The sequence below is a fragment of the Streptomyces sp. NPDC015220 genome, assembly GCF_043079345.1.
Taxonomy (GTDB): Bacteria; Actinomycetota; Actinomycetes; order Streptomycetales; family Streptomycetaceae; genus Streptomyces.
The window spans coordinates 21,543-44,641 of sequence record NZ_JBIBUK010000033.1; the positions used below are offsets into that span (position 1 = coordinate 21,543).

Sequence of the window (23,099 nt, forward strand, 5' to 3'; positions counted from 1 at the left end):
TCCGCCGTGAACCAGGACGGCGCCTCCAACGGGCTCACCGCCCCCAACGGTCCTGCCCAGCAGCGGGTCATCCGTCAGGCCCTCGCCGACGCCCGGCTGGCTCCGTTGGAGGTGGACGCGGTGGAGGCGCACGGCACCGGCACCAAACTGGGCGACCCGATCGAGGCACAGGCCCTGCTCGCCACCTACGGCACAGACCGTCCCGCCGAACAGCCCCTGTGGCTGGGGTCGTTGAAGTCGAACATCGGCCACACCCAGGCCGCCGCCGGCGTCGGCGGCATCATCAAGACCGTCATGGCCCTGCGCCACGGCATCCTGCCCAAGACCCTCCACGTGGACCAGCCCACACCACACGTCGACTGGTCGGCCGGAGCCGTGCGGCTCCTGACCGAGCAGCACACCTGGCCCGACCTGGACCGCCTCCGCCGGGCCGCCGTCTCCTCCTTCGGCGTCAGCGGCACCAACGCCCACGTCATCCTCGAACAGGCACCCGAGGACACCCCGGCGGCCCCAGACCCGGCCCCGGAGAGCGTGTCATCGCCGCCCGTGGTGCCCCTGGTCCTGTCCGCGCGCACCCCCCGAGCCCTGCGCGCACAGGCCGGCCGTCTGGCGGCACACCTGCGCACCGGCTCCCCGTCGTCCCCGGACATCCGACAGACCAGCCACGCCCTGCTCACCCAACGCGCCTTCCTCGAACACCGCGCGGTGGTACTGGGAACGAGCCCGGACGAACTCCTCACCCGACTCGACGCACTGGCCGCCGGGTCGGAGGCGCCCGGTGTCGTCACCGGGCACGGGGACGCCGAGCGCCCGGTGTTCGTCTTCCCCGGCCAGGGCTCGCAATGGACCGGCATGGCCCTGGACCTCCTCGACACCTCCCCCGTCTTCGCCCACACCATCACCGAATGCGAGGCAGCCCTCGCCCCACACGTCGACTGGAACCTCACCGACGTCCTGCGCAGCGGCGAACCCCTCACCCGCGTCGACATCATCCAACCCGTCCTCTTCGCCGTCATGGTCTCCCTCGCCACACTCTGGCGCAGCCTCGGCGTCGAACCCGCCGCCGTCATCGGACACTCCCAAGGCGAAATCGCCGCAGCCGTCGTCTGCGGAGCCCTCACCCTCCACGACGGCGCCAAAATCGCCGCCCTCCGCAGCCACACCATCCACACCCACACCAGCACCAGCACCAGCACCGGCACCGGCAACGGCAACGGCAACGGCGGCATGGCCTCCCTCCCCCTCAACCACCACGACACCCGCGAACTGATCACCCCCTGGCACAACCACCTCCACATCGCCGCCCTCAACGGCCCCCACACCACCGTCATCGCCGGCGACACCCACGCCCTGAACGAACTCCTCACCCACTGCGAAACCAACAACATCCGCGCCCGACGCATCGACGTCGACTACGCCTCCCACACCCCCCACGTCGAACCCCTCCACACCCAACTGAAGAAACTCCTCACCGGCATCACCCCCAAACCCGCCACCATCCCCTTCTACTCCACCGTCACCGGCACCCTCCTCGACACCACCACCCTCACCCCCGACTACTGGTACACCAACCTCCGCCAGACCGTCCTCCTCCAACCCGCACTCCACACCGCCCTCAACCACGGCCACACCGCCTACATCGAATGCAGCCCCCACCCCATCCTCACCACAGCCATCCAAGACACCGCAGAACAAACAGGCCACACCCCCACCATCACCGGCACCCTCCGCCGCGACGAAGGCCACTGGACCCGACTCCTCACCTCCGCCGCACACCTCCACACCCACAACATCCCCATCACCTGGCCCACCACACAAAACACCACCCAACACCACATCGACCTCCCCACCTACCCCTTCCAGCGCAAGCGCTACTGGGTGGACACGGTCCCGGGCGGTGCGGTGTCCACGTACCGATCGGCGGACGACGACGGGGACGGCGAGGACGACCCCGTCGTGGCGGAACTGCACCGACGGCTGGCCGCGCTGCCCGGGGCGGGCCGGGAGAAGCTGATGACGGACCTGGTGGTGGAGCACGCCACGGCGGTGCTGGGGCTGGACGAGCCGGTCGCGCCGGACCGGCCCTTCCAGGAGTCCGGGTTCGTCTCGCTGACCGCTGTGGAACTGCGCAACCGTCTCGTCGCGGCGACCGGCGCCCGGCTGCCCGCCTCCGTCGTCTTCGACCACCCGACGCCGCAGCTCCTGGGCCGCCGTCTGCTCGCCCTGGTCTCCGGCGCGCATGACGGCGATGGCGCCGCGACCGCCGAACGTCACGGCGCCGGCCCGGACACCGACCCGGTCGTGATCGTCGCGATGGCGTGCCGCTACCCGGGCGGTGTGCGGAGCCCGGAGGACCTGTGGCGGCTGGTGGTGGACGGCACGGACGCCATCGCCCCGTTCCCGGCCGACCGCGGCTGGGACCTGGAGGCCCTGTACGACCCGGACCCGGAGCGCTCCGGGCACACCTACGCACGCGAGGGCGGTTTCCTCGCCGACGCGGACCGTTTCGACGCTGCCTTCTTCGGTATCAACCCGCGCGAGGCCCTGGCCATGGACCCGCAGCAACGGCTGCTGCTGGAGACGTCCTGGGAGCTGTTCGAGCGCGCGGGCGTCGATGCGGCGGTTCTCCGGGGGAGCCGCACCGGTGTCTTCGCGGGGTTGAGCGGGCAGGACTACCCGCTGGCGCTGGGCGCGTCGGAGGAGGTGGAGGGCTATCTGATGACGGGCAACGCCGCGAGCGTGCTGTCCGGGCGGCTCTCGTACACCTTCGGCCTTGAGGGACCGGCGGTGACCGTGGACACCGCCTGCTCGTCGTCGTTGGTCGCCCTGCACCTCGCGGCGCAGTCGCTGCGCTCCGGCGAGAGCGAACTGGCGGTGGCCGGCGGTGTCACCGTGCTGGCGACCCCGCAGGCCTTCATCGGCTTCAGCCGGCAGCGTGGTCTGGCCCCGGACGGCCGGTGCAAGCCGTTCTCGGCCGGCGCCGACGGCACGGCGTGGGGCGAGGGCGTAGGACTGGTGCTGCTGGAGCGGCTGTCGGACGCCCGCCGCAACGGCCACCCCGTCCTCGCGGTCGTCCGCGGCAGCGCCACCAACCAGGACGGCGCGAGCAACGGTCTGTCCGCACCCAACGGTCCGTCCCAGCAGCGGGTCCTGCGCCAGGCGCTGGCCAACGCGCGGCTGGCGGCGTCCGAGGTGGACGCGGTCGAGGCGCACGGCACCGGCACCCCGCTGGGCGACCCGATCGAGGCGCAGGCTCTGCTCGCCACATATGGAAAGGACCGGGAACAGCCGCTCTGGCTCGGCTCGGTGAAGTCGAACATCGGACACACCGCCGCGGCGGCGGGCGTGGCCGGGGTGATCAAGATGGTGAAGGCCATGGAGCACGGGGTGCTGCCGCGCATCCTGCACCTGGACGAACCGACGCCGCACGTGGACTGGTCCGCGGGCGCCGTGACGCCGCTTTCCGAAACCGTGGCGTGGCCGGAGGCGGAGCGGCCCCGGCGGGCCGGGGTGTCGGCGTTCGGCATCAGCGGGACCAACGCGCACGTCATCCTGGAGCAGCCTCCGCGATCCGCGGCGGCCGTGTCCGCCCCGAAGACCGCCGACGCCTCGGCGGCGTCCCCGGCCGGGCCCGACTCCGTTCCGGGGACCCCGGCGGACAGCGGCTCCGGTGCGGCTCCCGAGCCTCCGGCGGTCGTGCCGTGGCTGCTGTCCGCGCGCGGTGAGGCGGCGCTGCGGGCGCAGGCGGAGCGGCTGCGCGAACACCTGGCCCGGCAGGACCCGGCGGCCTCCGACGTGGCCGTCGCCCGGGCGCTGGCCCTCACCCGGTCGGCGCTGTCGCACCGCGCCGTGGTCGTCGGGTCGGACCGGGCGGCGCTCGACGCCGGGCTGGCGGCGCTCGCCGCGGGCACGGCGGCACCGGGCGTGGTGCGCGGCAGGCCCGGCACCGGCCGGGTGGGCTTCCTCTTCCCCGGACAGGGCAGCCAAACCCCCGGGATGGGCCGTGAGTTGTACGTGAGGTATCCGGTGTTCGGCGAGACGCTGGACGAGTTGTGCGGTCTGCTCGACAAGGAGCGGGCCGCTGCGGCCGGTTCCGGCGGGCCCGGGCTGCGCGAGGTGCTGTTCGCGGACGCCGGTACGGCTCAGTCGGCCCTGCTCGACGAGACGGTCCACACCCAGGCGGCGCTGTTCGCCGTCGGAGCGGCGGGTTTCCGGCTGCTGGAGTCCTGGGGCGTCGTCCCCGACGTCGTGGGCGGCCATTCGATCGGTGAGCTGACGGCCGCCTACGTGGCGGGGGTGCTGTCGGCCGAGGACGCCTGCCGTCTGGTCGCCGCGCGCGGCCGGCTGATGCAGGCGTCGCCGACAGGCGGGGCGATGGCGGCACTGGAGGCCGCCGAGGACGAGGTGGTCGCGCTGCTCGCCGCCCGCGGTGACGCCGACCGCATCGGTCTGGCCGCCGTCAACGGCCCGCGGGCCACGGTGGTGTCCGGCGAGTCGGGCGCGGTGGACGAAGTGGTGAAGGCGTTCGCGGACCGGGGCCGCCGCACCAAGCGGCTGCGCGTGTCCCGGGCGTTCCACTCGCCGCTGATGAACGGGGTGCTGGCGGAGTTCGGCGAGGTGGTGGGACGGCTGTCGTTCCGGGCGCCGCGCATCACGCTGCTCTCGAATCTGACGGGCGGGCCGGTCGACGCCGAGGAGGTGTGCTCCCCCGCGTACTGGGTGCGGCACATCCGGGAGGCGGTCCGCTTCCACGACGGGGTGTGCCGGATGCTGGACGACGGGGTGACCACGGTGGTCGAGCCGGGGGCGGGCGGTGTGCTGTCGGCGCTGGTGCGGGACGCGGCGGCGGAGCGTCCCGGTGCCGACGTCGTGGCGCTTCCGCTGCTGCGGCGCGACCGTCCGGAGCCCGAGAGCGCGGTCGCCGCCCTCGCCCAGCTCCATGTGCGGGGCGTGCCGGTGGACTGGAAGGCCCTGCTGGGCGCCCCGGACGGCGCCGTCGTCGAGCTGCCCACGTACGCCTTCCAGGGCCGCCGCTTCTGGCCGGCGTTGCCGGGCGGTCCCGCCACGGCGGCCGGGGACGCACGGGACGCGACGGCGGTGGAGGACACACCGGACGGGTCCGACGGCGCTCGGGACGCCTCCGGCGCGCCCGACAAGGTGGCGGCGCTGTACGGGCGTCTCGCTCCGCTGACCGGGGCCGAGCGGCAGGGCGTGCTGCGCGAACTGGTCATCGGCCAAGTGGCGGCGGTGCTCGGCCACGCCGACACCTCGGAGGTCGAAGCGGCCTTCGGGCTGCCGGAGTTGGGCTTCGACTCGCTCACGGCCGTCGAGCTGCGGGAAGCGCTACGGTCGGCCACCGGGGCCCCGCTCGCCGGGGCGACCGTGTTCGAGCACTCCACTGTGGACGCCCTGGCGGCCCACATCCACCTCCTGCTCGTGGAGACCTCCCGGCTGCCGTCCGACGCCGCCGCGGCTGCCGGTCCGGTCCCGTCCTCCGGGGCCGCGCCCGGGTTCCTCACCGCCCTGGCGGACCGGGCCGCGCGCGGGGGGCGCTCCGCGGAGTTCAGCGCCTTCCTGGAGGAGGCGGCCCGGTTCCGGGAGACGTTCGACGCGGCGGAGCAGCCGGGGGCGGTGCGGCGCCCCGCACCCGTACGGCTGGCGCACGGGGCCGGGGAGCCGGTGCTGATCTGCTTCCCGTCGTTCGCGGGCAGGTCCGGCGCGCACCAGTACGCCCGGCTCGCAGCGGGGGCACGCGGCGAACGGGACGTGTGGGTGCTGTCCGCCCCCGGTTTCGGCCCGGACGAGCCACTGCCCGCGGACGTCGAGGCGTTGGCGCTGCTGCACGCCGAGGACGCCGAACGGTGCGCGGACGGGCGGCCGTTCGTCCTGCTCGGGCACTCCGCGGGCGGCTGGATCGCCCACGCGGTGGCCGAGCGCCTTCAGGCGCGGGGCGTCCGTCCGGCGGCCGTCGTCCTGGTGGACAGCTACGAGCCGGGCAGTCCCGTCCTCCGGCATGTGCAGGACCACCTCGCGGCCGCTCCGGCCGGGGAGCCCGAGGGGGCGGGGTGGGACGACACCGTCCTGACCGCGATGGGCGGATACGCGCGGCTGTTCGCCGCCTGGCGACCGCGCGGCCTCGGCTGCCCGACGCTCCTGGTCCGCGCGGCCGAGCCGCTGCCCGGGTTCCCCGCTTCCGACTGGCAGGCCCGCTGGCCGGGCCTGGGAGGAGCGGCCCCCGTCGTGGTGGACGTGCCGGGCGACCACTTCACGGTGACCACCGAACACGCCACGACCACCCTCGACGCGGTCCGCGACCACCTCGCGGCCCGAACCGGCTCCGGCTCCTGACCGGCCAGGTCCAGACCACGGCCCCTGCCCCTGCCCCTGCCCCTGCCCCTGCCCCTGCCCCTGCCCCTGCCCCTGCCCCTGCAACGAATCTGATTCCCGACACCGACACCGACACCGACACCGACCAAGAGTGAGCACAGAGATGACCGACGAAAACCGACAGCTGCCGACCGGGATCGACCAGGCGGTCCTGGACGGCCAGGCCCCCTACCACCGGCGCGCCCTCACCTTCTACGACCTCGTCGTGTTCCGCGGCAGCGCGCCGCTGTTCTGGCGCTGCTCACCGCGCGACTTCGAGAAGATGTACAACACGAGCATCGGCGCGAAGCACCTGGAGATCGGCGTCGGCACCGGCTACCTGCTCGCCCGCACCCGTTTCCCGGTCTCCAACCCGAAGATCACGCTGGCCGACCTGAACCCGGCGACCCTCGACTTCACCGCGGAGCGGCTGCGCTTCTTCGAGACGACCAAGGTCGTCGCGAACGCCCTGGAGCCGCTGCCGGTGCCGGACGGGAGTCACGACTCGGCCGCGCTGAGCTTCCTGCTGCACTGCATACCGGGCAGCCTCCGGGACAAGGGCGTGGCGATCAAGCACGCCGCTGCGGCCGTCCGGCCGGGCGGCACCGTCTTCGGCAGCACCGTGCTGTCCTCCGGCGTCCCCGTCACGCGGGCGGGCCGCTGGCTGATGGACGACCTGAACGCCAAGGGCGTGTTCCACAACGACCAGGACACCCTGGCGGACCTGCGCGCCCAGCTCGAGCAGAACTTCGACGACTTCGACCTCGTCACGCGCGGCAGCGTCGCTCTGTTCCGCGCCCGCAAGGCCACGTGACCTCCCGCCCCCGCCACCGCTCCCCCTCGCGAAAGGACGTCCATGCCCACACGCTGGTACCCCGTCGAGGAGGCCGACGACTCGCTGTTCGCGACGGCCTCCCTCTACCACGCCCGGTCCGTCGAGGTGCCGTACCCGGTCGAGGAGACCTGGGCGGCGCTCACCGGTGACGAGGTGTCGAGCTGGACGAAGGGCATGAAACGGCTCACCTGGACTTCGCCGCGGCCGTTCGGGGTGGGCACCACCCGGGAGATCGAGATGGGCGGTGACTTCACACTGCGCGAGCGCTTCTTCCGCTGGGAGGAGGGCCGGCGCAAGACGTTCACCGCGGTCGAGGGGACCCGGCCCATCTTCCGCCACCTGGTGGAGGACTACGTGGTGGAGCCGACCGCCGGCGGTTCGCGGTTCAGCTGGCGCTGGGCGGCGGAGCTGAACCGGCCGTGGTCGTTGCTGAAACACCCGCTGGACCGGTTCTCCTTCGCCCCGACCGGCCGCTCGCACATCGACGGGCTCGCCGCCCACATGGCCGCCGCCCGGCGCTGACGCGCCCCGCCGACGACCGTCCCCCTGAATCGAACGGAAGAAGACGCACATGTGTGGGATCGCCGGATGGATCGCCTTCCAGCGGAACCTGGAGGAGCAACGGCCCGCGCTCGACGCGATGACCGCCACGATGGTCTGCCGGGGCCCGGACGCCGGGGGCGCCTGGCTGTCCCGGTCCGCCGTCCTGGGCCACCGACGGCTGTCCGTCATCGACCTCGAAGGCGGTGTCCAGCCCATGACGGTGGACACCCCGGACGGGCCGGTGGCGATGACGTACAGCGGGGAGGCCTACAACTTCCGGGAGCTGCGCGAGGAGCTGCGCCGCCGCGGCCACGCGTTCCGCACCGCCAGCGACACCGAGGTGGTGCTGCACGGCTATCTGGAGTGGGGTGAGGAGGTCGCCGACCACCTCGACGGCATGTACGCACTGGGCATCTGGGACGGCCGGTCCGACAAGCTCGTCCTGCTGCGCGACCGGCTCGGCATCAAGCCGCTGTACGTGTACGAGACCGAGGACGGCGTCCTGTTCGGTTCGGAGGCCAAGGCGATCCTCGCCCATCCGGAGGTCGAGGCCGTGGTGGACACGGACGGCTTCCGCGAGCTGTTCGGGTTCGTCAAGGAGCCGGGCCGGGCCGTGTGGGCGGGGATGCGCGAGGTCAGACCCGGCAGTGTGGTGACCGTCGGCCGGAACGGGCTGCGGGAGCACACCTACTGGCGGCTCGAGGTCGCCGAGCACCGGGACGACACCGGGACGACCGTCCGCCGGGTGCGCGAACTCCTGGAGGCCAGCGTCGGCCGCCAGCTCGTCGCGGACGTGCCCCAGTGCGTCCTGCTGTCGGGTGGACTGGACTCCAGCGCCCTGACCGCCCTCGCCGGGCGCAAGCTGGCCGAACAGGGTGAGCGTGCCCGGACGTTCACGGTGGACTTCGAGCAGCCGGACGCCTTCCGCCCGGACGAGCTGCGGGGTTCGCAGGACGCCCCGTACGCCCGTGAGGTCGTCGGGCACGTCGGCACGCTGCACAGCGACATCCGCCTGGACCACCAGGAGCTGGCGAACCCGGAGGTCCGCCGCGCCACGGTCACGGCGCGTGATCTGCCGTTCGGCTTCGGCGAGGCGGACAACTCCCTCTACCTGCTGTTCAAGGCGATCCGCGAGCACTCGACGGTGGCCCTGTCCGGCGAGTCGGCCGACGAGGTCTTCGGCGGCTACCCGTGGTTCCACCTGCCGGCGGTGCAGGAGACCGCCATGTTCCCCTGGGTCACGGCCGCCGGCCTGGGCCCGAAGTCCCACCCCACCAAGCTGATCGACCCCGGACTGCTGCTGGGCACCCTCGACGTGCCCGGCTACTGGGCCCAGCGCTGGACCGACACGGTCGCCCAACTGCCCGTCGTGCCGGGCGAGGACGCGCACGAACGCCGGATGCGGGAGTTCTGCTACGTCCACCTCACCAGCCTGCTCGGCCTGCTGCTGGACCGCAAGGACCGCATGAGCATGGCCGTCGGTCTCGAGGTGCGGGTGCCGTTCTGCGACCACCGGCTGGTGGAGTACGTCTTCAACACCCCGTGGGCGATGAAGACGTTCGACGGCCGGGAGAAGAGCCTGCTCCGGGCCGCCGTGCGCGACACCCTGCCCTCCTCGGTGGTGGAGCGGGTGAAGGCGCTGTACCCGCACACTCAGGAGCTGCGCTACGTCGAGGAGTTGCAGCGCCAGGTGGGCGAGCTGCTGACCGGCGGCCACCACGCGGTCGAGTTCTTCGACCGGGCCGCCCTCGCCAAGGCCGTGCACGGGGAGCCGGGCGCCGTGGAGCGCGACGAGCGCGAGGCGTTCGAGCGCGTCCTGGACCTGGCCGTCTGGCTCGACACCTATCGCCCGGCCGTCAAACTCTGAACACCTTCGCCGTTCCCGTCCCCATCCACCTCTTCTCTCCCCCGAGGAACCATCGAGACCATGGCAGTCGACAACGACGTATACGACAAACTTTCCTGGTGGGACGACAACCAGCCGTTCGCGACGCTGGAGGCGTTCACCCCGGCGCGGTTCGACTACTTCCACGATGTGCTGACCACCCGGCTGCGGCTGGACCCGGCGGGCCTGCGGGTGCTGGACATCGGCTGCGGCGGTGGGCTGCTCGCCGAGCGCTTCAGCCGCATCGGCGCCCGGGTCACCGGCGTGGACCCGTCCGGTCCCTCGCTGGAGTCGGCGCGCGAGCACGCCCGCGGGGAAGGACTGGACATCGTCTACCGGCAGGCGTTCGCGGAGGAACTCCCCTTCGAGGACGGCTCGTTCGACCTCGTGTACTGCTGTGACACGTTGGAGCACGTCACCAGCACGGACCGGGCCGTCGCCGAGGCGGTGCGGGTGCTCAAGCCCGACGGCCACTACCTCTACGACACGATCAACCGCACCTTCCGTTCCAAGCTGGCCATGATCAAGATGGCGCAGGACTGGAAGTCGGTCAGCTTCGCCCCCAGGAACCTGCACGACTGGAACAGCTTCATCAAGCCCGCGGAGCTGTACGCGCTGTTCAGCAAGCACGGGCTGGACAACCGGGAGACCATCGGATTCGCCTCCAGGAGGCCACAGTTGGAGTTGCTTCGGGACATGCGCAGCCGGGCGCGGGGCGAGATCACCTACGGTGAGCTGGGGCGCCGTTTCCAGCTCGGCGTGCACAAGGACACCTCGGTGATCTACGCCGGTTACGCGAAGAAGGCCGCCCGATGAGCGCCGGCGCGGCGGGCGCTCCCGCGACTTTGGCCCTGCGCGTCCCCGTGCTGATCGTGGGGGCGGGCCCCGCCGGGCTGACGGCGTCGCTCGCGCTGTCCCGCTACGGCGTCCGCCACCTGCTGGTGGACCGCTACCACGGAAGCGCCCACACCCCGCGCGCGCACCTCCTCAACCAGCGCACCGGTGAGATCTTCCGCGACCTGGGCGTGGAGGAGAGGGTGCTGGCCGAGGCGACCCCCAGCCACCTGTTCGCCAACCACGTCTTCATGTCGACCTTCGCCGGCCCCGAGGTCAGCAGGCTGGACGCCTACGGCAACGGCCCGGACCGGATCGGGGACTACCTCGCGGCCAGTCCGAGCCGGATGTGCAACCTCGCGCAGCACCTGCTGGAACCGATCCTGGTGGACGAGGTGGAGCGGGCCCGGGTGGGCGAGCTGCGCGGCGGCCAGGAGTTCCTGCGCCTGGAGCAGGACGACGAGGGTGTCACCGCCGTGCTCGCCGACCGGCAGACGGGGCGGGAGTACACGGTGCGCTGCGATTACGTGATCGGCGCCGACGGGGCGCGCAGCCGGGTGCGGGAGCAGTGCGGCATCGCTCTGCAGGGCTCCGAGGGCATCGCCCGGGTGGCGTCGGTGTGGTTCGAGGCCGACCTGTCGCGCTATTGCGAGGACCGGCCCGCGATCCTCTACATCGGCGGCGTTCCGGGCCGTCCTCCGGAGGACGGGCGTGTGTTCGTGAGCATCCGGCCGTGGCACGAGTGGGTGTACCTGCGCTTCCTCGACCACGACGACGACCCCGGGGCGTTCGACCCGGATGACCACGAGGAGATCGCCGCGCACATCCGCCAGAGCATCGGCGACCCGTCGGTGGCGGTCCGGATCAAGAGCGTCTCGCCGTGGCAGGTGAACGCGGTGGTCGCCGAACGGTACTCCGGCGGCCGGGTGTTCTGCGTCGGCGACGCCGTGCACCAGATGCCGCCGACGAACGGCCTGGGCCTGAACACGGCGGTCGCGGACGCCTACAACCTGGCCTGGAAGCTGCGGCTGGTCCTGGCGGGCACGGCCGGTCCCGAACTGCTCGCGACGTACGAGAGCGAGCGCCTTCCGGTGGGCGGGCAGGTCGTGGACCGGGCGGTGCGCAGCATGCTCGACTTCCTCGGTATCCCGGCCGCCCTGGGGTACGCGGCGGGGCAGAGCGCCGAGGAGCAGTGGGAGCTGCTGGGCGGCCTGGCCGACGACACGCCGGCCGCCGCGGCCCGCCGGGAGGCGCTGGCCGCGGCGACGGACCGGATCAACTACCAGGTCAACGCGCACGGCGTGGAGATCGGTTACCGCTACCGCGCGGGGGCGCGAGTGGACGACGGTACGCCCGAGCCGGTCCAGGAGCGGGACCCGGAGCTGTACTACCAGGCGACGACCTGGCCGGGTGCGCGGCTGCCGCACGCCTGGCTGGAGGACGGCCGGCGCCGCTGCTCCACCCTGGACGTCACCGGGCGCGGCAGGTTCGTCCTGCTCACCGGCCTGGGTGGGGAGCCGTGGCACGACGCGGCCCGGGAGGCGGCGCGGCTGACCGGGGTGGACGTCACCGTACGGGCGGTCGGAACCGCCGGGGGGTTGCGGGACCCGTACGGGACGTGGGAGCGGCTGCGCGGGGTCGAGGCGGACGGCTGCGTCCTGGTGCGCCCGGACGGCCACGTGGCCTGGCGCGCTCGCACGTCCGAGTCCGCGTCGGAGCTGCCGAAGGTGCTGACGGACCTGCTGCGCGCGCCGAGCGGCCGCTGACCCGCCTCGGGGGCGCGGCAGCCGGCCGCGTCCCCGTCCGTTCCCCGTCTGAGAGGACGTGTTCCATGGCCCCGTTCGCGGCCGACACCGGTGACCCGCGGTGGATGCGCCGGTTCCATCCCGCCGATCCCATCTCGGCCGGTGCCGCCGTGCCCCGGCTGGTGGTGCTGCCGCACGCGGGCGGATCGGCCAGTTTCTACCGCCCGTTCTCGGCGCTCCTGGCCCCGCGCCTGGACGTGCTGACGGTGCAGTACCCGGGGCGTCAGGACCGGTTGCGGGAGCCGGTGATCGAGGACATCGCCGCCTACGCCGACGGGGTGCGGGCGGCCCTGCCCACGGACGGACGGCCGCTCGCACTGTACGGGCACAGCATGGGCGCCGTCATCGCCTTCGAGGTGGCGCGGCGGCTGGAGGCCGACGGGGCGGGGCCGCTCGCGCTGGTCGTCTCCGGGCGCCGGGCGCCGTCGGTCCACCGTGAGGAGAACATCCACCTGCGGGACGACACGGGGCTGCTCGCCGAGGTGCGCGCACTCAGCGTCACGGACGGGCGGTTGCTGTCCGACGACGAACTCGTCCGGATGATCCTGCCGGCGCTGCGCGGCGACTACACCGCGATCGAGCGGTACGGGGGGTCGTACGCGGCGCTGTCGGCGCCGGTGCTGGCCGTGACGGGTGACGCCGATCCCTGGGTGGACGTGGCACAGGCACGGGCGTGGGACCGTCACACCAGGGGGGCGTTCCGGCTGGAGGTGCTGTCCGGCAGCCACTTCTTCATCGTGGAGCACATCGCGCGGATGGCCGAACTGGTCACCGGCTTCACCCTGGACTCGTTCGCCTCGGCGTCCGCCTGACGTTCGGGCCGGGGGCGGGGTGGCCGGCCGTGTATGACGGCCACCCCGCCCGCGGGGGCGGCGTCAGCCGCGACCGCGACGGTCGCGCGGGCGCGGGATGTCGATCTCCTCCAGGCGGGGACCGTCCCCGTCCAGCACCCGCTGCCATGCCTGGCGGTAGAGGCCGGCGGCGGGCCGGGTGGGCACGACGACGCCCAGGGGGGCTTTCTCGCCGTGGAGCAGGTCGTACAGGGGCAGCTTCCACCGTTCCAGCGGTGTGTGCGGCTTCGCGAGAGCCAGCCAGCCACCGGGCAGGAACTGGGAGCGTCCGGCTCTGGTACGGGCGCCCTCCACCACGAGGTCGGTCGCGGCGAGTTCGGCGCGCGCGGCGCGGAGCCGGGCCGTTCCGGCGCGCTGCTTCGCCCAGCCGGTCCAGCGGGCGGTGTTGCGGTCGGTCGGGTCCGGCATGGCCAGCAGCATCAGGTAGAGGACGGCCGCGTCCTCGCCGATGCCTAGCCGTCCGGCCGCGTCGGCTACCAGGTCGGGCACGGACATGGCCGGGTTCTGCGGCCACCACAGACCGTCCTCGTCGCGCCCGCCCGCCGCCGGTTCCCCGGGGTCGGCGAGCAGCTCCGCGAACCGTTCGTCATGGGCGACGCGCAGGGCGGTCTCCTCGGCGGTCGGGCCTTCCTCGGGGAACAGGAGCCGCAGGCGGGGGTCGCTGCCGGCCTCGTCCAGCAGCACCGGGCGGATCGTGGGATGGACCGCTGTGCTCCCTGTGTTCAGGGTCCTGGTGTTCAGCACGATCGCGCCGTAGCGCTCGAAGCCCTCGCCGGTCTCCGTGGGATCCCCGAGGTTGCGGCGGAGGTCGTCCAGGCCGTTCCACCTGTCCATGCGGATCAGCAGGCCCGGATGGGCCAGTCGCTCGCGTACCGCGGTCAGGACCCCCGGGAGGGTGGCGCGGAGCGGGTCGCCGGACGGGAGACGGTGGGCGAGCCAGGCGGTCAGGGCCACCGAGCCCTTCAGCGTGTCGGAGCCGAAGCCGCGGCTCTCGGCGGGCCGAACGCTGTAGCCGGCCGGGCTCCATTCCAGATCCCGGGTCAACCTCGGTTCGGTGTCCGCGTGGAGGAAACCGTGCAGCGCCTCGTACGGGTCCCACCACGACGGGGAGACGGTGCGGACCGTGTCGTGCAGCACTTCCTCGGCGACGGGCGTCCGCCGGCCCACCCGCTCGTTCCAGACCTCCGCCGCGGCGACCGCGTCGGGGCCGTCCGTCCACAGCCGGGACGGTTCGGCGGGCAGCAGCGCCGCCACGACCGCCCGGCGCGCGTCGGCGTCGACGGTTCTCAGGATGTCCTTGCCGATCTGCGCGTCGGCCGTCTTCACGCCGATGGTCTTCAGCGTCCCGGCGGGCACGGGCTCGCGCGCGTCGTCGATCACGGGCAGTCCGGCGACCACCAGCCGGGCCATGGTCGGGGTGACCCCGGTGAGCCGGGCGAACTCCTCGGCGGTCTTCGGCCACCACGGCGCCGGGCCGCGTTCGGCGAGCTCGGCCCGGAAGGCCGCGAGCCAGCCGGGCGCACGCGCCGGTCCGACGGTGAACGGCTCGGCGTGCACCAGGGTGTAGGGAGCGGGCACCCGGAACCGGCCCCGCGGATCGTGGTGGACCACCTCGAACTCCCTGCCCTCGGTCGCGGGCATGGGCGGCCGGTCGGGGAACCGGAACCAGTGACCGGGGAAGAGTACGAACTCGCCGCTTCCCAGGTCTAGTACGGCTGTCGAGGACGGAACCGACGGCAGGGCGTCGGGTCCCTCGAACAGGCTGGTCGCCAGGCGCAGTCGGGCGCGGCGCCAGTGGCCGGGGTCGGGCGCCGACAGGTTCTGGGCGTCCAGCTCCGCGAGGTAGGCGTCCAGTGCTTCCCGGTGGCTTTCCCCGGTGGCCGCCGAGACGGCCCGGAGCGCCAGCGTGGCGGGCAGCGTGGGCAGGCCCCACCAGTTCAGGTAGTCCAGCGGTTCCGTCCGGGCGATGGAGACGTGCGTGTGGCCCGCCGGGACCGGCTCGGCGCGGCCCCGCAGCGACCGGCCGATCAGTCGCAGCGCATCGATCAGGTGGTGGTGCAGGTCGTAGTAGACGCTGCGGCCCATGAAGGTGCCCAGGAGGCCGAGGCCGTCCAGCGCGGCGGCGAGCGTCGCGTCGCCGGGACCGGCCGGCTGCTCCCGCCGGGTTTCCTCCTCCCTGGTGCTCTCCCCCGGGACCGGCTGCTCCGCGTCCGCGCCATCCCGCCCCCTGGCATGACCGACCGCCGCGTCGAGCCGGGCGAGCGCCGCGTCGATGGTGCGCTGATGGCGGGCGGCGAGCCGCGCCACCCCGGCGATGCCCGCGCGCAGTGCCTCATTGGTGACCTGCGGCAGCAGCGTGCGGATCAGTTCGGTCAGCCGGTCCCGGCCGTCCGATCCCACCTGCTCCGTCCGCGGATCGTCCCCCGCTGCGACGTCCTCCTCCGGCGGCTCGGCCACGGCCGCTTCCAGGAGTGCCGCCGCGGTGTCCTCGTCGAGTCGGCGCAGCGCCGCGGAGCCCTGCGGGTCGCGCGGCTGGAGCAGGTGCCAGTAGCGCAGGGGCGGCAGCAGCGCGGTGCCCGCGGAGAAGCTCGCCCCGAGGCCCTTCTCCAGCGAGGAGGGGACCTGCTCCGGGAACTCGGCCATCAGCGTGCCGTTCGTGTCGAGCAGGCTGATGGGGGCGCCGTCCTGGAACACCGCCAGCGGCCGGTCGGCGCCGGGGAACTCCAGCGCGTGCCACAGTTCTCGGGTCCACCGACGCGGTGACGTCTGCCGCACGACGACCGAGCGTCCGGCCAGGTCCTCGCCCCGCAGGCAGCCGTCCGGCAGCTCCACCACCCGCCAGCCGACCAGTCCGCCGACCGGGGCGCACAGCGGGCCGGGCTCGGCCGAGGGGGCGGGCAGCAGCCTGCTGTACCTGGCGATGGTGCTGCCGGGCGGGGCGTCGCGCAGGCCCTCGGCGAACCAGTCCGGCAGGCCCGGTCCGCCGAGCCTGTCGCCGGCGGGGTCGTACTCGTGCCACTCGCCGGGCCGTGCCCAGTAGGACGTCCCGTCGCTGATCACCGACAGTCCGTCCGGGACTGAGGTGTCCCCCCTGCGCAGCACCCCCGTACCGGTGGCCAGTCCGCCACCGGGGAGCGGAAGCGCGACCGGAGGCATGTTCCGACCGTACTCCCGCATCGAGTCGCACCGGAGGGCATCGGGGTCGGTCGGGAACGGGGACGGGGCGCTGCGCTCCCAGTAGCCCCGCTTCTCGGCCGGCCAGGACGGGCTCCACCAGACGAACAGCTCACCGTCCACGTAGCGGCAGCCGACGGCGCGCAGGCCCCAGACCGAGCGCCGGTCCGTCACCTCGGGCGGAAGGCGCAGTTCGTGCGTGTGCACCGGGCCCCGCGCATCGATCACCCGGGCCTGTGTGCCGGCCAGGACGACGAGGTGGGGCCAGGCGTCGGTGACGTGGATGTGTCCTGTCGGGTCGTGCTCACCGGCCGCCGCGACGGCTTCCTCCCAGGCGGGCCAGCCCAGTTCGTCGATGATGCCCGACCGCAGGCTGCGGGCCAGCGCGGGCGCCAGTCCGGTGCCCAGGGCGTCCCGTACCGCCTCCTCGCCGAGCGCCAGGGTCTCCCCCGGCAGCCAGCCGAGCGGTTCGAGCGGGCGGTCGGACCGGTCGGAGAACCCGGCCAGTTCCACCGGGATGTACTTGCGGGCCACCTCGCCCGCCCACTCGGCGAGCATCGGACGTCCGCCCGGGGATTCGGCCAGCGCGGTGAGGGTCCGCACGTCGTCCTTCCCCTGGTGGGTGGGGCAGCTGCGCCGGAACGCGCCGCGGAAGCGGGTGTCGGCCTCCACGGCGCGCAGGTCGCGCCGATCCTCGTCGGCCGCCCAGCGGCTGAGGGAGAGGGAGTGCCGGGGCCCGGGGTCCGCCACCGGTATGCCCAGGGCCAGCAGTCGGTCGAGGAGGTTCACGTCATGGACGGCCGGCAACGCGTCGCCGGAGTCGCCCAGTTCGGCGCGGAGTGCGCCGGCCATGCGCTCGACGAGCGGATGCACCTCGGCCGGCGGATGCGTCCCCACCAGCCGCAGCAGCCTGCGGGCCCATCCCGACGCACCGTCGGGGGGACGCACTTCGGCGGGCAGCGCGGCGTCGCACAGTCCGGCGACCGCACCGGTCCCCTCCAGCAGGTCCAGCCACTGCGGCAGTTCCTCCCTCTCCCACTCGGGCATCAGCCCCAGCAGCACCCCGCGGAGAGCGGGCTCCTGCCGGGTCAGCTCCAGCAGCGCCCGCCGGTGGGCCTTCCACCAGCCGGGCGGCGCCTTCTCCGTACCGGGCTGCACCAGCATCTCGCGCAGATAGGCCACCTCCTCGGCGAACGCGTCCTTGCCCGCGGCCTCCTTCGCCAACCGGCGCAGATCGCCCGCGCCCGGGCTCGACGGAGCCAGCCCGTGCCGCGCGAGCCGGACGAAGAGCCTGCGGATGTGCCGGTACGCCGTCTCCGGCGGGACTCGGGCCGACAGTCCCTTGGCATAGCTGGAGAGAATTCGCGTCGGAACGGCCTCGGCCAGGGAGAACTCCAGGAAGACGGCGTCCATGCGCTCCTCGTCGAAGGGCAGCGCGTACGCCGTCTCGGCCTTGCGGGCGTTGACGAACATCAGGGACGCGTACGTCTTCTCGTCGGCGGCCAGGAACACCCGGCCGGCCTGCTCGTAGAAGGTCGGCAGGAGATGTGGTACCGCTCCCGCGAGTCGTTCGCCGATCGCCTCGTAGGCGGCGCGTGCCCTTTTGGGTCTGGACTGCGCCGTCCTCGCGATCCTGTCCATCTCCTCGACCACGGACATGGCCAGGTGCCCGTCGGCGGGGTGGTGGACCAGCACCCATTCCGGGAAGCCGAGTGCCCGGGGCCGCCCGAGACCTACCTCGACCGCCTCGCCTTCGGGTTCCAGGCCGAGGAAGCCGGCACCGGGGTCCTCTCCGGGCTCCGCGGCGACCAGGCGCACGACGATTTGGTCGTCCAGGGCGGGATGCCGATAGGCCTGGGTGAGCATCGGCACGGCGCGGGCGCCTCCGGTGGCGGCTCCGCGCGGCAGCACCGCGCCGGCGCCCAGCAGTTCCTCCGTCTCCGCGGTCGTTCCGTCCTCGGTGACCGAGCCGTTCATGAGTGCGCGCCTTCCGTGCGTTCGGTGCCTGTCGTGGGCTGTCGTCGGGGGTGCCGCCGTCCGTGGCGGCAGACCGTTCACACCGCGCCGTCCACGCCGGTGGTACGGCCACCGGCGTGCAGGGCGGCGGCCATGCGCATGCCCTCGGACCAGGCCACCGGGCCGACATCGGCCAGAGGTATGCGGTCGCCGGGGCGAGCGCTCCAGGCCAGCCTGCCGGTCCAGGCCTTCTCCTCGGTGTAGGGGTCGCCGATCGCGACCGACGCGGTGACGACCCGCCCCGCCTCCCGTATCCGGTCGGTGGCGTACCGCCCGGCGACCTTGTAGCCGAGCGCGGTGGCACGGGCGGACAGGCGGAACCAGGAGCCGTACTCGGCGCCTGCGAACTGCTCGACCCCGCATGCTTCGGGGTCGATCCGGTCGGGCTTGTGCCACACACCGCGGTGAAGCTGTTCGACGCCCTGGACGGCGCCCAGTTCGGCGGCTTGTGCGCGCAGGGCCTCCAGGTCCGGGAGCAGGACCGGGTGCGGCATGGACACGGTACGGGCGCAGACGTGGACGGTACCGCCGTCCGAGGTCAGCAGCCGCAGCCCACCCGAGGTGTCGGCGTCCCGCAGGAACCCCACCTCGTCGGGGCGTTCGCCGACCACGACGAGGTCACGCAGCGCCGACCGCCACGCCTGGTCGGGCCACACCTGGGCCAGCAGTGCGGTGGGCACCGGCAACGACGACACCATCCAGGTGTCGACCCGCGCCGCGCAGTCTGCCGCGTGCCGGTCCAGCCACTCGGCGAACCGTTGCAGCTCGATCACCTCGGGACGGTCCCGTATCTTCTCCGGCAGGCTCTCCGACCGTGCCGCCGAGGACGGCTCGGACGCGGGCCGCGCCACCACCCGCCCTCCGTCGAGGGCGATTTCGTAGTCGTCGCCCGCCGCAAGCCAGCCCATGGGCGCCCTGCCTCTCTCGTCCGGAAGGTGTCGCGGGGTGCCGAACGGTCCGGACCGGACCGCTGCTCCGCGACAACGAAAGACTAGGGGCACCCACTGACAGTCCCCGGTGGCCGCGGGCAGCTCCGGACCGGGAACCGGCCGCCCCTGTCGGTCCCGGGCCTCCCACCGGCCCCGTCGCGCTTGAGGTGCCGTCGGACATCAGCACGGCCAGGGACCTCCGCAGGGGCCGTGCACGGCGGTGGTGCGGTGACGGTGGTGCGGGCCACCGCCGGGAGGGTGTCGTCGCCGCTCGACCGCCGGTGCCGGACCGGGAGACGGGGGCGCGGCGGTCGGGGCGCTCGCGGGCGCGGCGAGGAGAGGGCGGCGCTCGTCACGGTCCGCCGCGGACGACACCGAGCGGCCCGCACCGAGCCGGTGCGGGCCGCTCACCACCGGGGTCAGGCCGGTCGGTCGAGGTACTCGGCGACGAGCTCGGCGAACTCCTCGGGGGTGAGGACCTTCACGCCGAGCTTCTCGGCCTTGGCCGCCTTGCTGCTGAGTCTGCCGCCCGCTGCGGGCGCGGCGACGAGGTACGCGGTCTCTGCGGTGACCCCGTCGCCGGCCTTCCCGCCCGCACGCTCGATGAGGTCCTTCACACCGGTACGGCCGAGGCCGGCGAGCGGGCCGGCCATCTTGCCCGTGACCACGATCTTCATGGGCCGGCCGTCCTCGCCGACCAGAGGGCCCCCGCCCGCCGTGTCGTCGGCCGGCTCGGTCATGGTGGCTCCGGCGGCGGCCATCTTGTCGATGACCGGGGCGAGTTCGGCGATCTGCGCGACGATGCCCGGAGCCTTCTCCGCGCCGATGCCCTCGACCTGCCGCATCGCCTCCGCGTCCGCTGCCCGGACCCCCTCCATGGTGTGGAAGCAGGCGGCGATCCGCTGGGAGAGACGGCGCCCGGTGTTGCGGATGCCGAGCGCGCACAGCTGCCGGCTGAGCGGCTTGGCCTTCGCGGCCCGGATCTGCTCGACGAGCTTGGCGCCCCGCTTGTCGCTCCCGGCGGCCTCGGACAGAGTCGCCAGGTCGAGGGTGTACAGGTCGGCGATGTCGGTGACGGCGCCGGAGTCGACGAGCGCACTGACGTACGTCCTGCCCAGGCCGTCGATGTCGAGGCAGTCGCGCTGCGCCGCGTAGGCGATGAGGGCGGGCAGCCGGCACGCGGCGCCCTTGACGCAGCGCCACCTCTCCTGGCTCCTGTCGATGCCGCCGCCGCAGTTCGGGCACACCTCGGGCAACGGCACCTCGACGGTGCCGGCCGGGCGCAGACCCACCACTGCCGCCTGGACCCTGGGGATGATGTCGCCCGCCTTGTACACGGTGACCGTGTCGCCGATGTGCAGGTCGCGACGCCGGATGTCGGCCGGGTTGTGCAGGGTGGCGTACTCGACGGTGCTGCCGTCGACCTCGACGGGTTCCAGCCGCGCGCGGGGCGCGATCACTCCGGTCCGGCCCACGTTCCACTCCACGTCCAGCAGCACTGTGGTCCGCTCGACCGCGGGCAGCTTGTAGGCGACCGCCCAGTACGGGAAGCGTGAGCCGAACCCGGCCGCCCGCCGCTCGGCGGCGCTGTTCGCCTTGACGACCACGCCGTCGATCCCGAACGGCAGTCGGGGCCGCATCGCCTGTATCTCCACCACCCGCTGCCGCGCCTGCTCGACCGTGCTCACGTACTGGACCGCTGCCTGGTTGTCGCGCGTGGTCCGCACCCCGGCCTCCGAGAGCAGGGCCAGTACCTCGGTGTGCGACGCCCCGTCGGGCAGAAACGTTCCGCCGTCGAGGTTGACGGCGCCGTAGGCCCAGAACGTCATGGACAGCCGGTAGGGCCGGTCCTTGGCGCGCAGGGTGCCGGACGTCCCGTTGCGCGGATTACGGAACACGGTCGCGCCGTGCTGGACGCGGATCTCGTTGGCACGCTCGAACTGCGCCTGGGTGAACAGCACTTCGCCGCGCACCTCGACCGTGTCCGCCGTCTCCAGCCGCTCCGGCAGCCCGATGATGGTGCCGATCACATGGCTGACGTCCTCGCCGAACCGGCCGTCGCCGCGGGTGACGACCTGGACCAGGCGCCCGTCGCGGTAGCGGGCGGCGATCGCCGCTCCGTCCAGCTTGGGCTCCACGGTGAAGCCACCCTCCACCGGGCGTCCCAGGCGCCGTTCGAGCCCCTCCCCCCACGACAACAGTTGCTCGGCGGAGAAGACGTTGTCCAGCGACAGCATCGGCACCGTGTGCGCGACCTCGCCGGCCGGTGCCGCCCCGGCCGCGACCTGGTCGGTCGGAGATCCGGGGGCGGCCTCGGCCGGGTGGGCCTGCTCGTAGGCGGCGATCGCGAGCAGCCACTGGTCGTAGGTGGCGTCGTCCATCACGCTGTCGGTCGTGAAGTCCCCGTCGCCGCCGTAGTACGCCCGGGCGGCCTCGCGTACGCGGGCGATGGCGTCCTGGTACCGGGCAGGGGTGGTCAACGCCTCAACGGCGGGAGAAGTCGTCATGCGGGTCATACTCCCCCAGGGGTCTGACAATCCGGAGGGAGCGCGCACCCCGGCCGGCACGACGGGGTGCGGTCATCGGTTTCGTCGACGGCCCGCGCACCGGACGCTTGCGCGCCGGCCGCCGCCGAACGAACAGGTCGGCGCGATCGCGGAGCGTGGGCCACGAAGGAGCCGTGCTTGCCGTCCTGGAGCGGCCCCGGCGCGGATCCGGCCGGGACGGGTCCGCGCCGGAACGGCGGGACGCGCTCAATGGGCGAAGGTACGGCGGTATGCCGACGGGCTGGTCCGGCTCAGCGCGGTGAAGTGGACACGCAGCGACTCCGCGGAGCCGAAGCCGCAGCGGCCTCGGCCGGCGTCGTGACGCCCGCCCGGGGCGGCGTGGACCGACCCGGCCGGCGTCAACACCTCCGCCGGGATCGCGGTCCACAAGCAGCCGGTCGTCGCCCTCGCCCACCTAGGCATCAGCGCCGACGTCTTCGGCTTCGGAGCCGAGGAAGTGGACCGGGCGGTGCTCGACGCCGCGCACGCGGCGTTCCCCTGGCTGAACCTGCGTGAGCGCATCCTCGAGGCAGTGGTCCACCAGATCGACGAGCGGCCGTCGAAGTGGACGCCGCTGTCGTTCGTCGACATCGCGTACCGCCGGTTCCGGCCGGACAATCCCCTCCCCGGGCTGGACGAGCTTCGCGCCGCCCCGAGGGTTCCGGGCTGACGGGACGGCATCGCCCGGGCCGGGGACGAGCCCGCGAAGAACCACGACATGGTCTCGGGACTGTGTGCCGTCACGCCGTGGGGCGCGTCGCCGAGCCGGCGTCGGTGGTGCTTTCGGTGGTGCCGCCCGGGCTCTCGGTCCGCAGCGCGGCCTCCATGGCGCGCAGTCGGCGGTGCTGCAGCCTGCTGTTGTAGAGCATCCACCCGGTGAAGGCGACGGTGAACACGGCCATGCCGACGGTCTGCCGTGCTCCCGCGGTGAGGGCCGTCAGCACGGTGACCGAGCTGAAGAGCACCGCGAGGAAGACCAGTGCCGCCACGCGGTGCCGGCTCCGGTGCAACCGCTGCCCGACCAGATCGCGCATCGCCCGGCGTTCCCTCGGATCCGACGGCACCTCACCGGTGCGCAGCTTCCGGTCCAGCGTCACCAGGGCGTTCGTCGAACCGCCCGCGGCCCGCTTCTCCCTGCGGCGGGCCGCCAGCGTGACGCCGACAGCGCCGAGTGAGACGACGGCCGTGCGCGCCACCACGGAGGGGAACGAGCGCCCCGGGTAGATCAGAGTGACCAGCGCGGCGGCGACGAGCACGGACAGGGCGAGCTGCACCCACAGGTGCTTGGCGAGGAAGACATTGATCCGTTCCATGG

Annotated in this window: 12 protein-coding genes; 8 read left to right on the forward strand and 4 right to left on the reverse strand. The window is 73.3% G+C overall.

Annotation, left to right across the window (positions count from 1 at the left end; translation table 11 throughout):
* Window positions 1-6 precede the first annotated feature (6 nt).
* The 7 genes from ACF061_RS36360 (at window position 7) to ACF061_RS36390 (ending at window position 13,080) form a co-directional block, all read left to right on the forward strand.
* Window positions 7-6,348 carry a type I polyketide synthase gene (locus ACF061_RS36360; RefSeq protein WP_392271320.1) on the forward strand — a complete coding sequence of 2,114 codons (6,342 nt, stop codon included), beginning with the start codon at window positions 7-9 and terminating at the stop codon, window positions 6,346-6,348.
* A 142-nt stretch (window positions 6,349-6,490) separates the two neighbouring features.
* On the forward strand, window positions 6,491-7,180 hold the full coding sequence (locus tag ACF061_RS36365) for a class I SAM-dependent methyltransferase (RefSeq protein WP_392271287.1): 690 nt from the start codon (window positions 6,491-6,493) through the stop codon (window positions 7,178-7,180).
* Between the two features lie 42 nt (window positions 7,181-7,222).
* Complete coding sequence (locus ACF061_RS36370) at window positions 7,223-7,723, forward strand: SRPBCC family protein (RefSeq protein ID WP_392271288.1); 501 nt, start codon at window positions 7,223-7,225, stop codon at window positions 7,721-7,723.
* 49 nt (window positions 7,724-7,772) lie between these two features.
* Entirely contained in the window at window positions 7,773-9,611 is a 1,839-nt protein-coding gene (gene asnB / locus ACF061_RS36375; protein ID WP_392271289.1) for an asparagine synthase (glutamine-hydrolyzing), read from the forward strand.
* A gap of 60 nt (window positions 9,612-9,671) precedes the next feature.
* On the forward strand, window positions 9,672-10,445 hold the full coding sequence (gene ubiG / locus ACF061_RS36380) for a bifunctional 2-polyprenyl-6-hydroxyphenol methylase/3-demethylubiquinol 3-O-methyltransferase UbiG (protein ID WP_392271290.1): 774 nt from the start codon (window positions 9,672-9,674) through the stop codon (window positions 10,443-10,445).
* Complete coding sequence (locus ACF061_RS36385) at window positions 10,442-12,229, forward strand: FAD-dependent monooxygenase (RefSeq protein ID WP_392271291.1); 1,788 nt, start codon at window positions 10,442-10,444, stop codon at window positions 12,227-12,229. Before ubiG ends, ACF061_RS36385 begins: the two co-directional genes overlap by 4 nt.
* Window positions 12,230-12,294: 65 nt before the next feature.
* Entirely contained in the window at window positions 12,295-13,080 is a 786-nt protein-coding gene (locus ACF061_RS36390; RefSeq protein WP_392271292.1) for a thioesterase II family protein, read from the forward strand.
* Between the two features lie 63 nt (window positions 13,081-13,143).
* On the opposite strand, the gene ACF061_RS36395 is transcribed toward ACF061_RS36390, so the two are convergent.
* From ACF061_RS36395 to ligA, 3 genes are all read right to left on the reverse strand, one after another.
* A complete protein-coding gene (locus tag ACF061_RS36395; RefSeq protein WP_392271293.1) occupies window positions 13,144-18,270 on the reverse strand; it encodes a DNA-binding protein in 5,127 nt (1,708 codons plus the stop codon).
* 77 nt (window positions 18,271-18,347) lie between these two features.
* Window positions 18,348-19,217, reverse strand: coding sequence for a DUF4132 domain-containing protein (locus tag ACF061_RS36400; protein ID WP_392271294.1), 870 nt, complete (start codon window positions 19,215-19,217; stop codon window positions 18,348-18,350).
* 440 nt (window positions 19,218-19,657) lie between these two features.
* A complete protein-coding gene (gene ligA, locus ACF061_RS36405; RefSeq protein WP_392271295.1) occupies window positions 19,658-21,745 on the reverse strand; it encodes an NAD-dependent DNA ligase LigA in 2,088 nt (695 codons plus the stop codon).
* A 508-nt stretch (window positions 21,746-22,253) separates the two neighbouring features.
* Here ligA and ACF061_RS36410 point away from each other — a divergent pair.
* Window positions 22,254-22,454 (forward strand): hypothetical protein, encoded by a 201-nt coding sequence (locus ACF061_RS36410; protein WP_392271296.1) that lies wholly within the window; start codon window positions 22,254-22,256, stop codon window positions 22,452-22,454.
* Window positions 22,455-22,524: 70 nt separating this feature from the next.
* On the opposite strand, the gene ACF061_RS36415 is transcribed toward ACF061_RS36410, so the two are convergent.
* Window positions 22,525-23,097 (reverse strand): hypothetical protein, encoded by a 573-nt coding sequence (locus tag ACF061_RS36415; protein WP_392271297.1) that lies wholly within the window; start codon window positions 23,095-23,097, stop codon window positions 22,525-22,527.
* Window positions 23,098-23,099: the final 2 nt, after the last annotated feature.

Coding starts and splice junctions, on each gene's coding strand:
- ACF061_RS36365 (WP_392271287.1), top strand. CDS start 6,491: ATGACCGACGAAAACCGACAGCTGCCGACCGGGATCGACCAGGCGGTC.
- ACF061_RS36370 (WP_392271288.1), top strand. CDS start 7,223: ATGCCCACACGCTGGTACCCCGTCGAGGAGGCCGACGACTCGCTGTTC.
- asnB (WP_392271289.1), top strand. CDS start 7,773: ATGTGTGGGATCGCCGGATGGATCGCCTTCCAGCGGAACCTGGAGGAG.
- ubiG (WP_392271290.1), top strand. CDS start 9,672: ATGGCAGTCGACAACGACGTATACGACAAACTTTCCTGGTGGGACGAC.
- ACF061_RS36385 (WP_392271291.1), top strand. CDS start 10,442: ATGAGCGCCGGCGCGGCGGGCGCTCCCGCGACTTTGGCCCTGCGCGTC.
- ACF061_RS36390 (WP_392271292.1), top strand. CDS start 12,295: ATGGCCCCGTTCGCGGCCGACACCGGTGACCCGCGGTGGATGCGCCGG.
- ACF061_RS36395 (WP_392271293.1), bottom strand. CDS start 18,270: ATGAACGGCTCGGTCACCGAGGACGGAACGACCGCGGAGACGGAGGAA.
- ACF061_RS36400 (WP_392271294.1), bottom strand. CDS start 19,217: ATGGGCTGGCTTGCGGCGGGCGACGACTACGAAATCGCCCTCGACGGA.
- ligA (WP_392271295.1), bottom strand. CDS start 21,745: ATGACGACTTCTCCCGCCGTTGAGGCGTTGACCACCCCTGCCCGGTAC.
- ACF061_RS36415 (WP_392271297.1), bottom strand. CDS start 23,097: ATGGAACGGATCAATGTCTTCCTCGCCAAGCACCTGTGGGTGCAGCTC.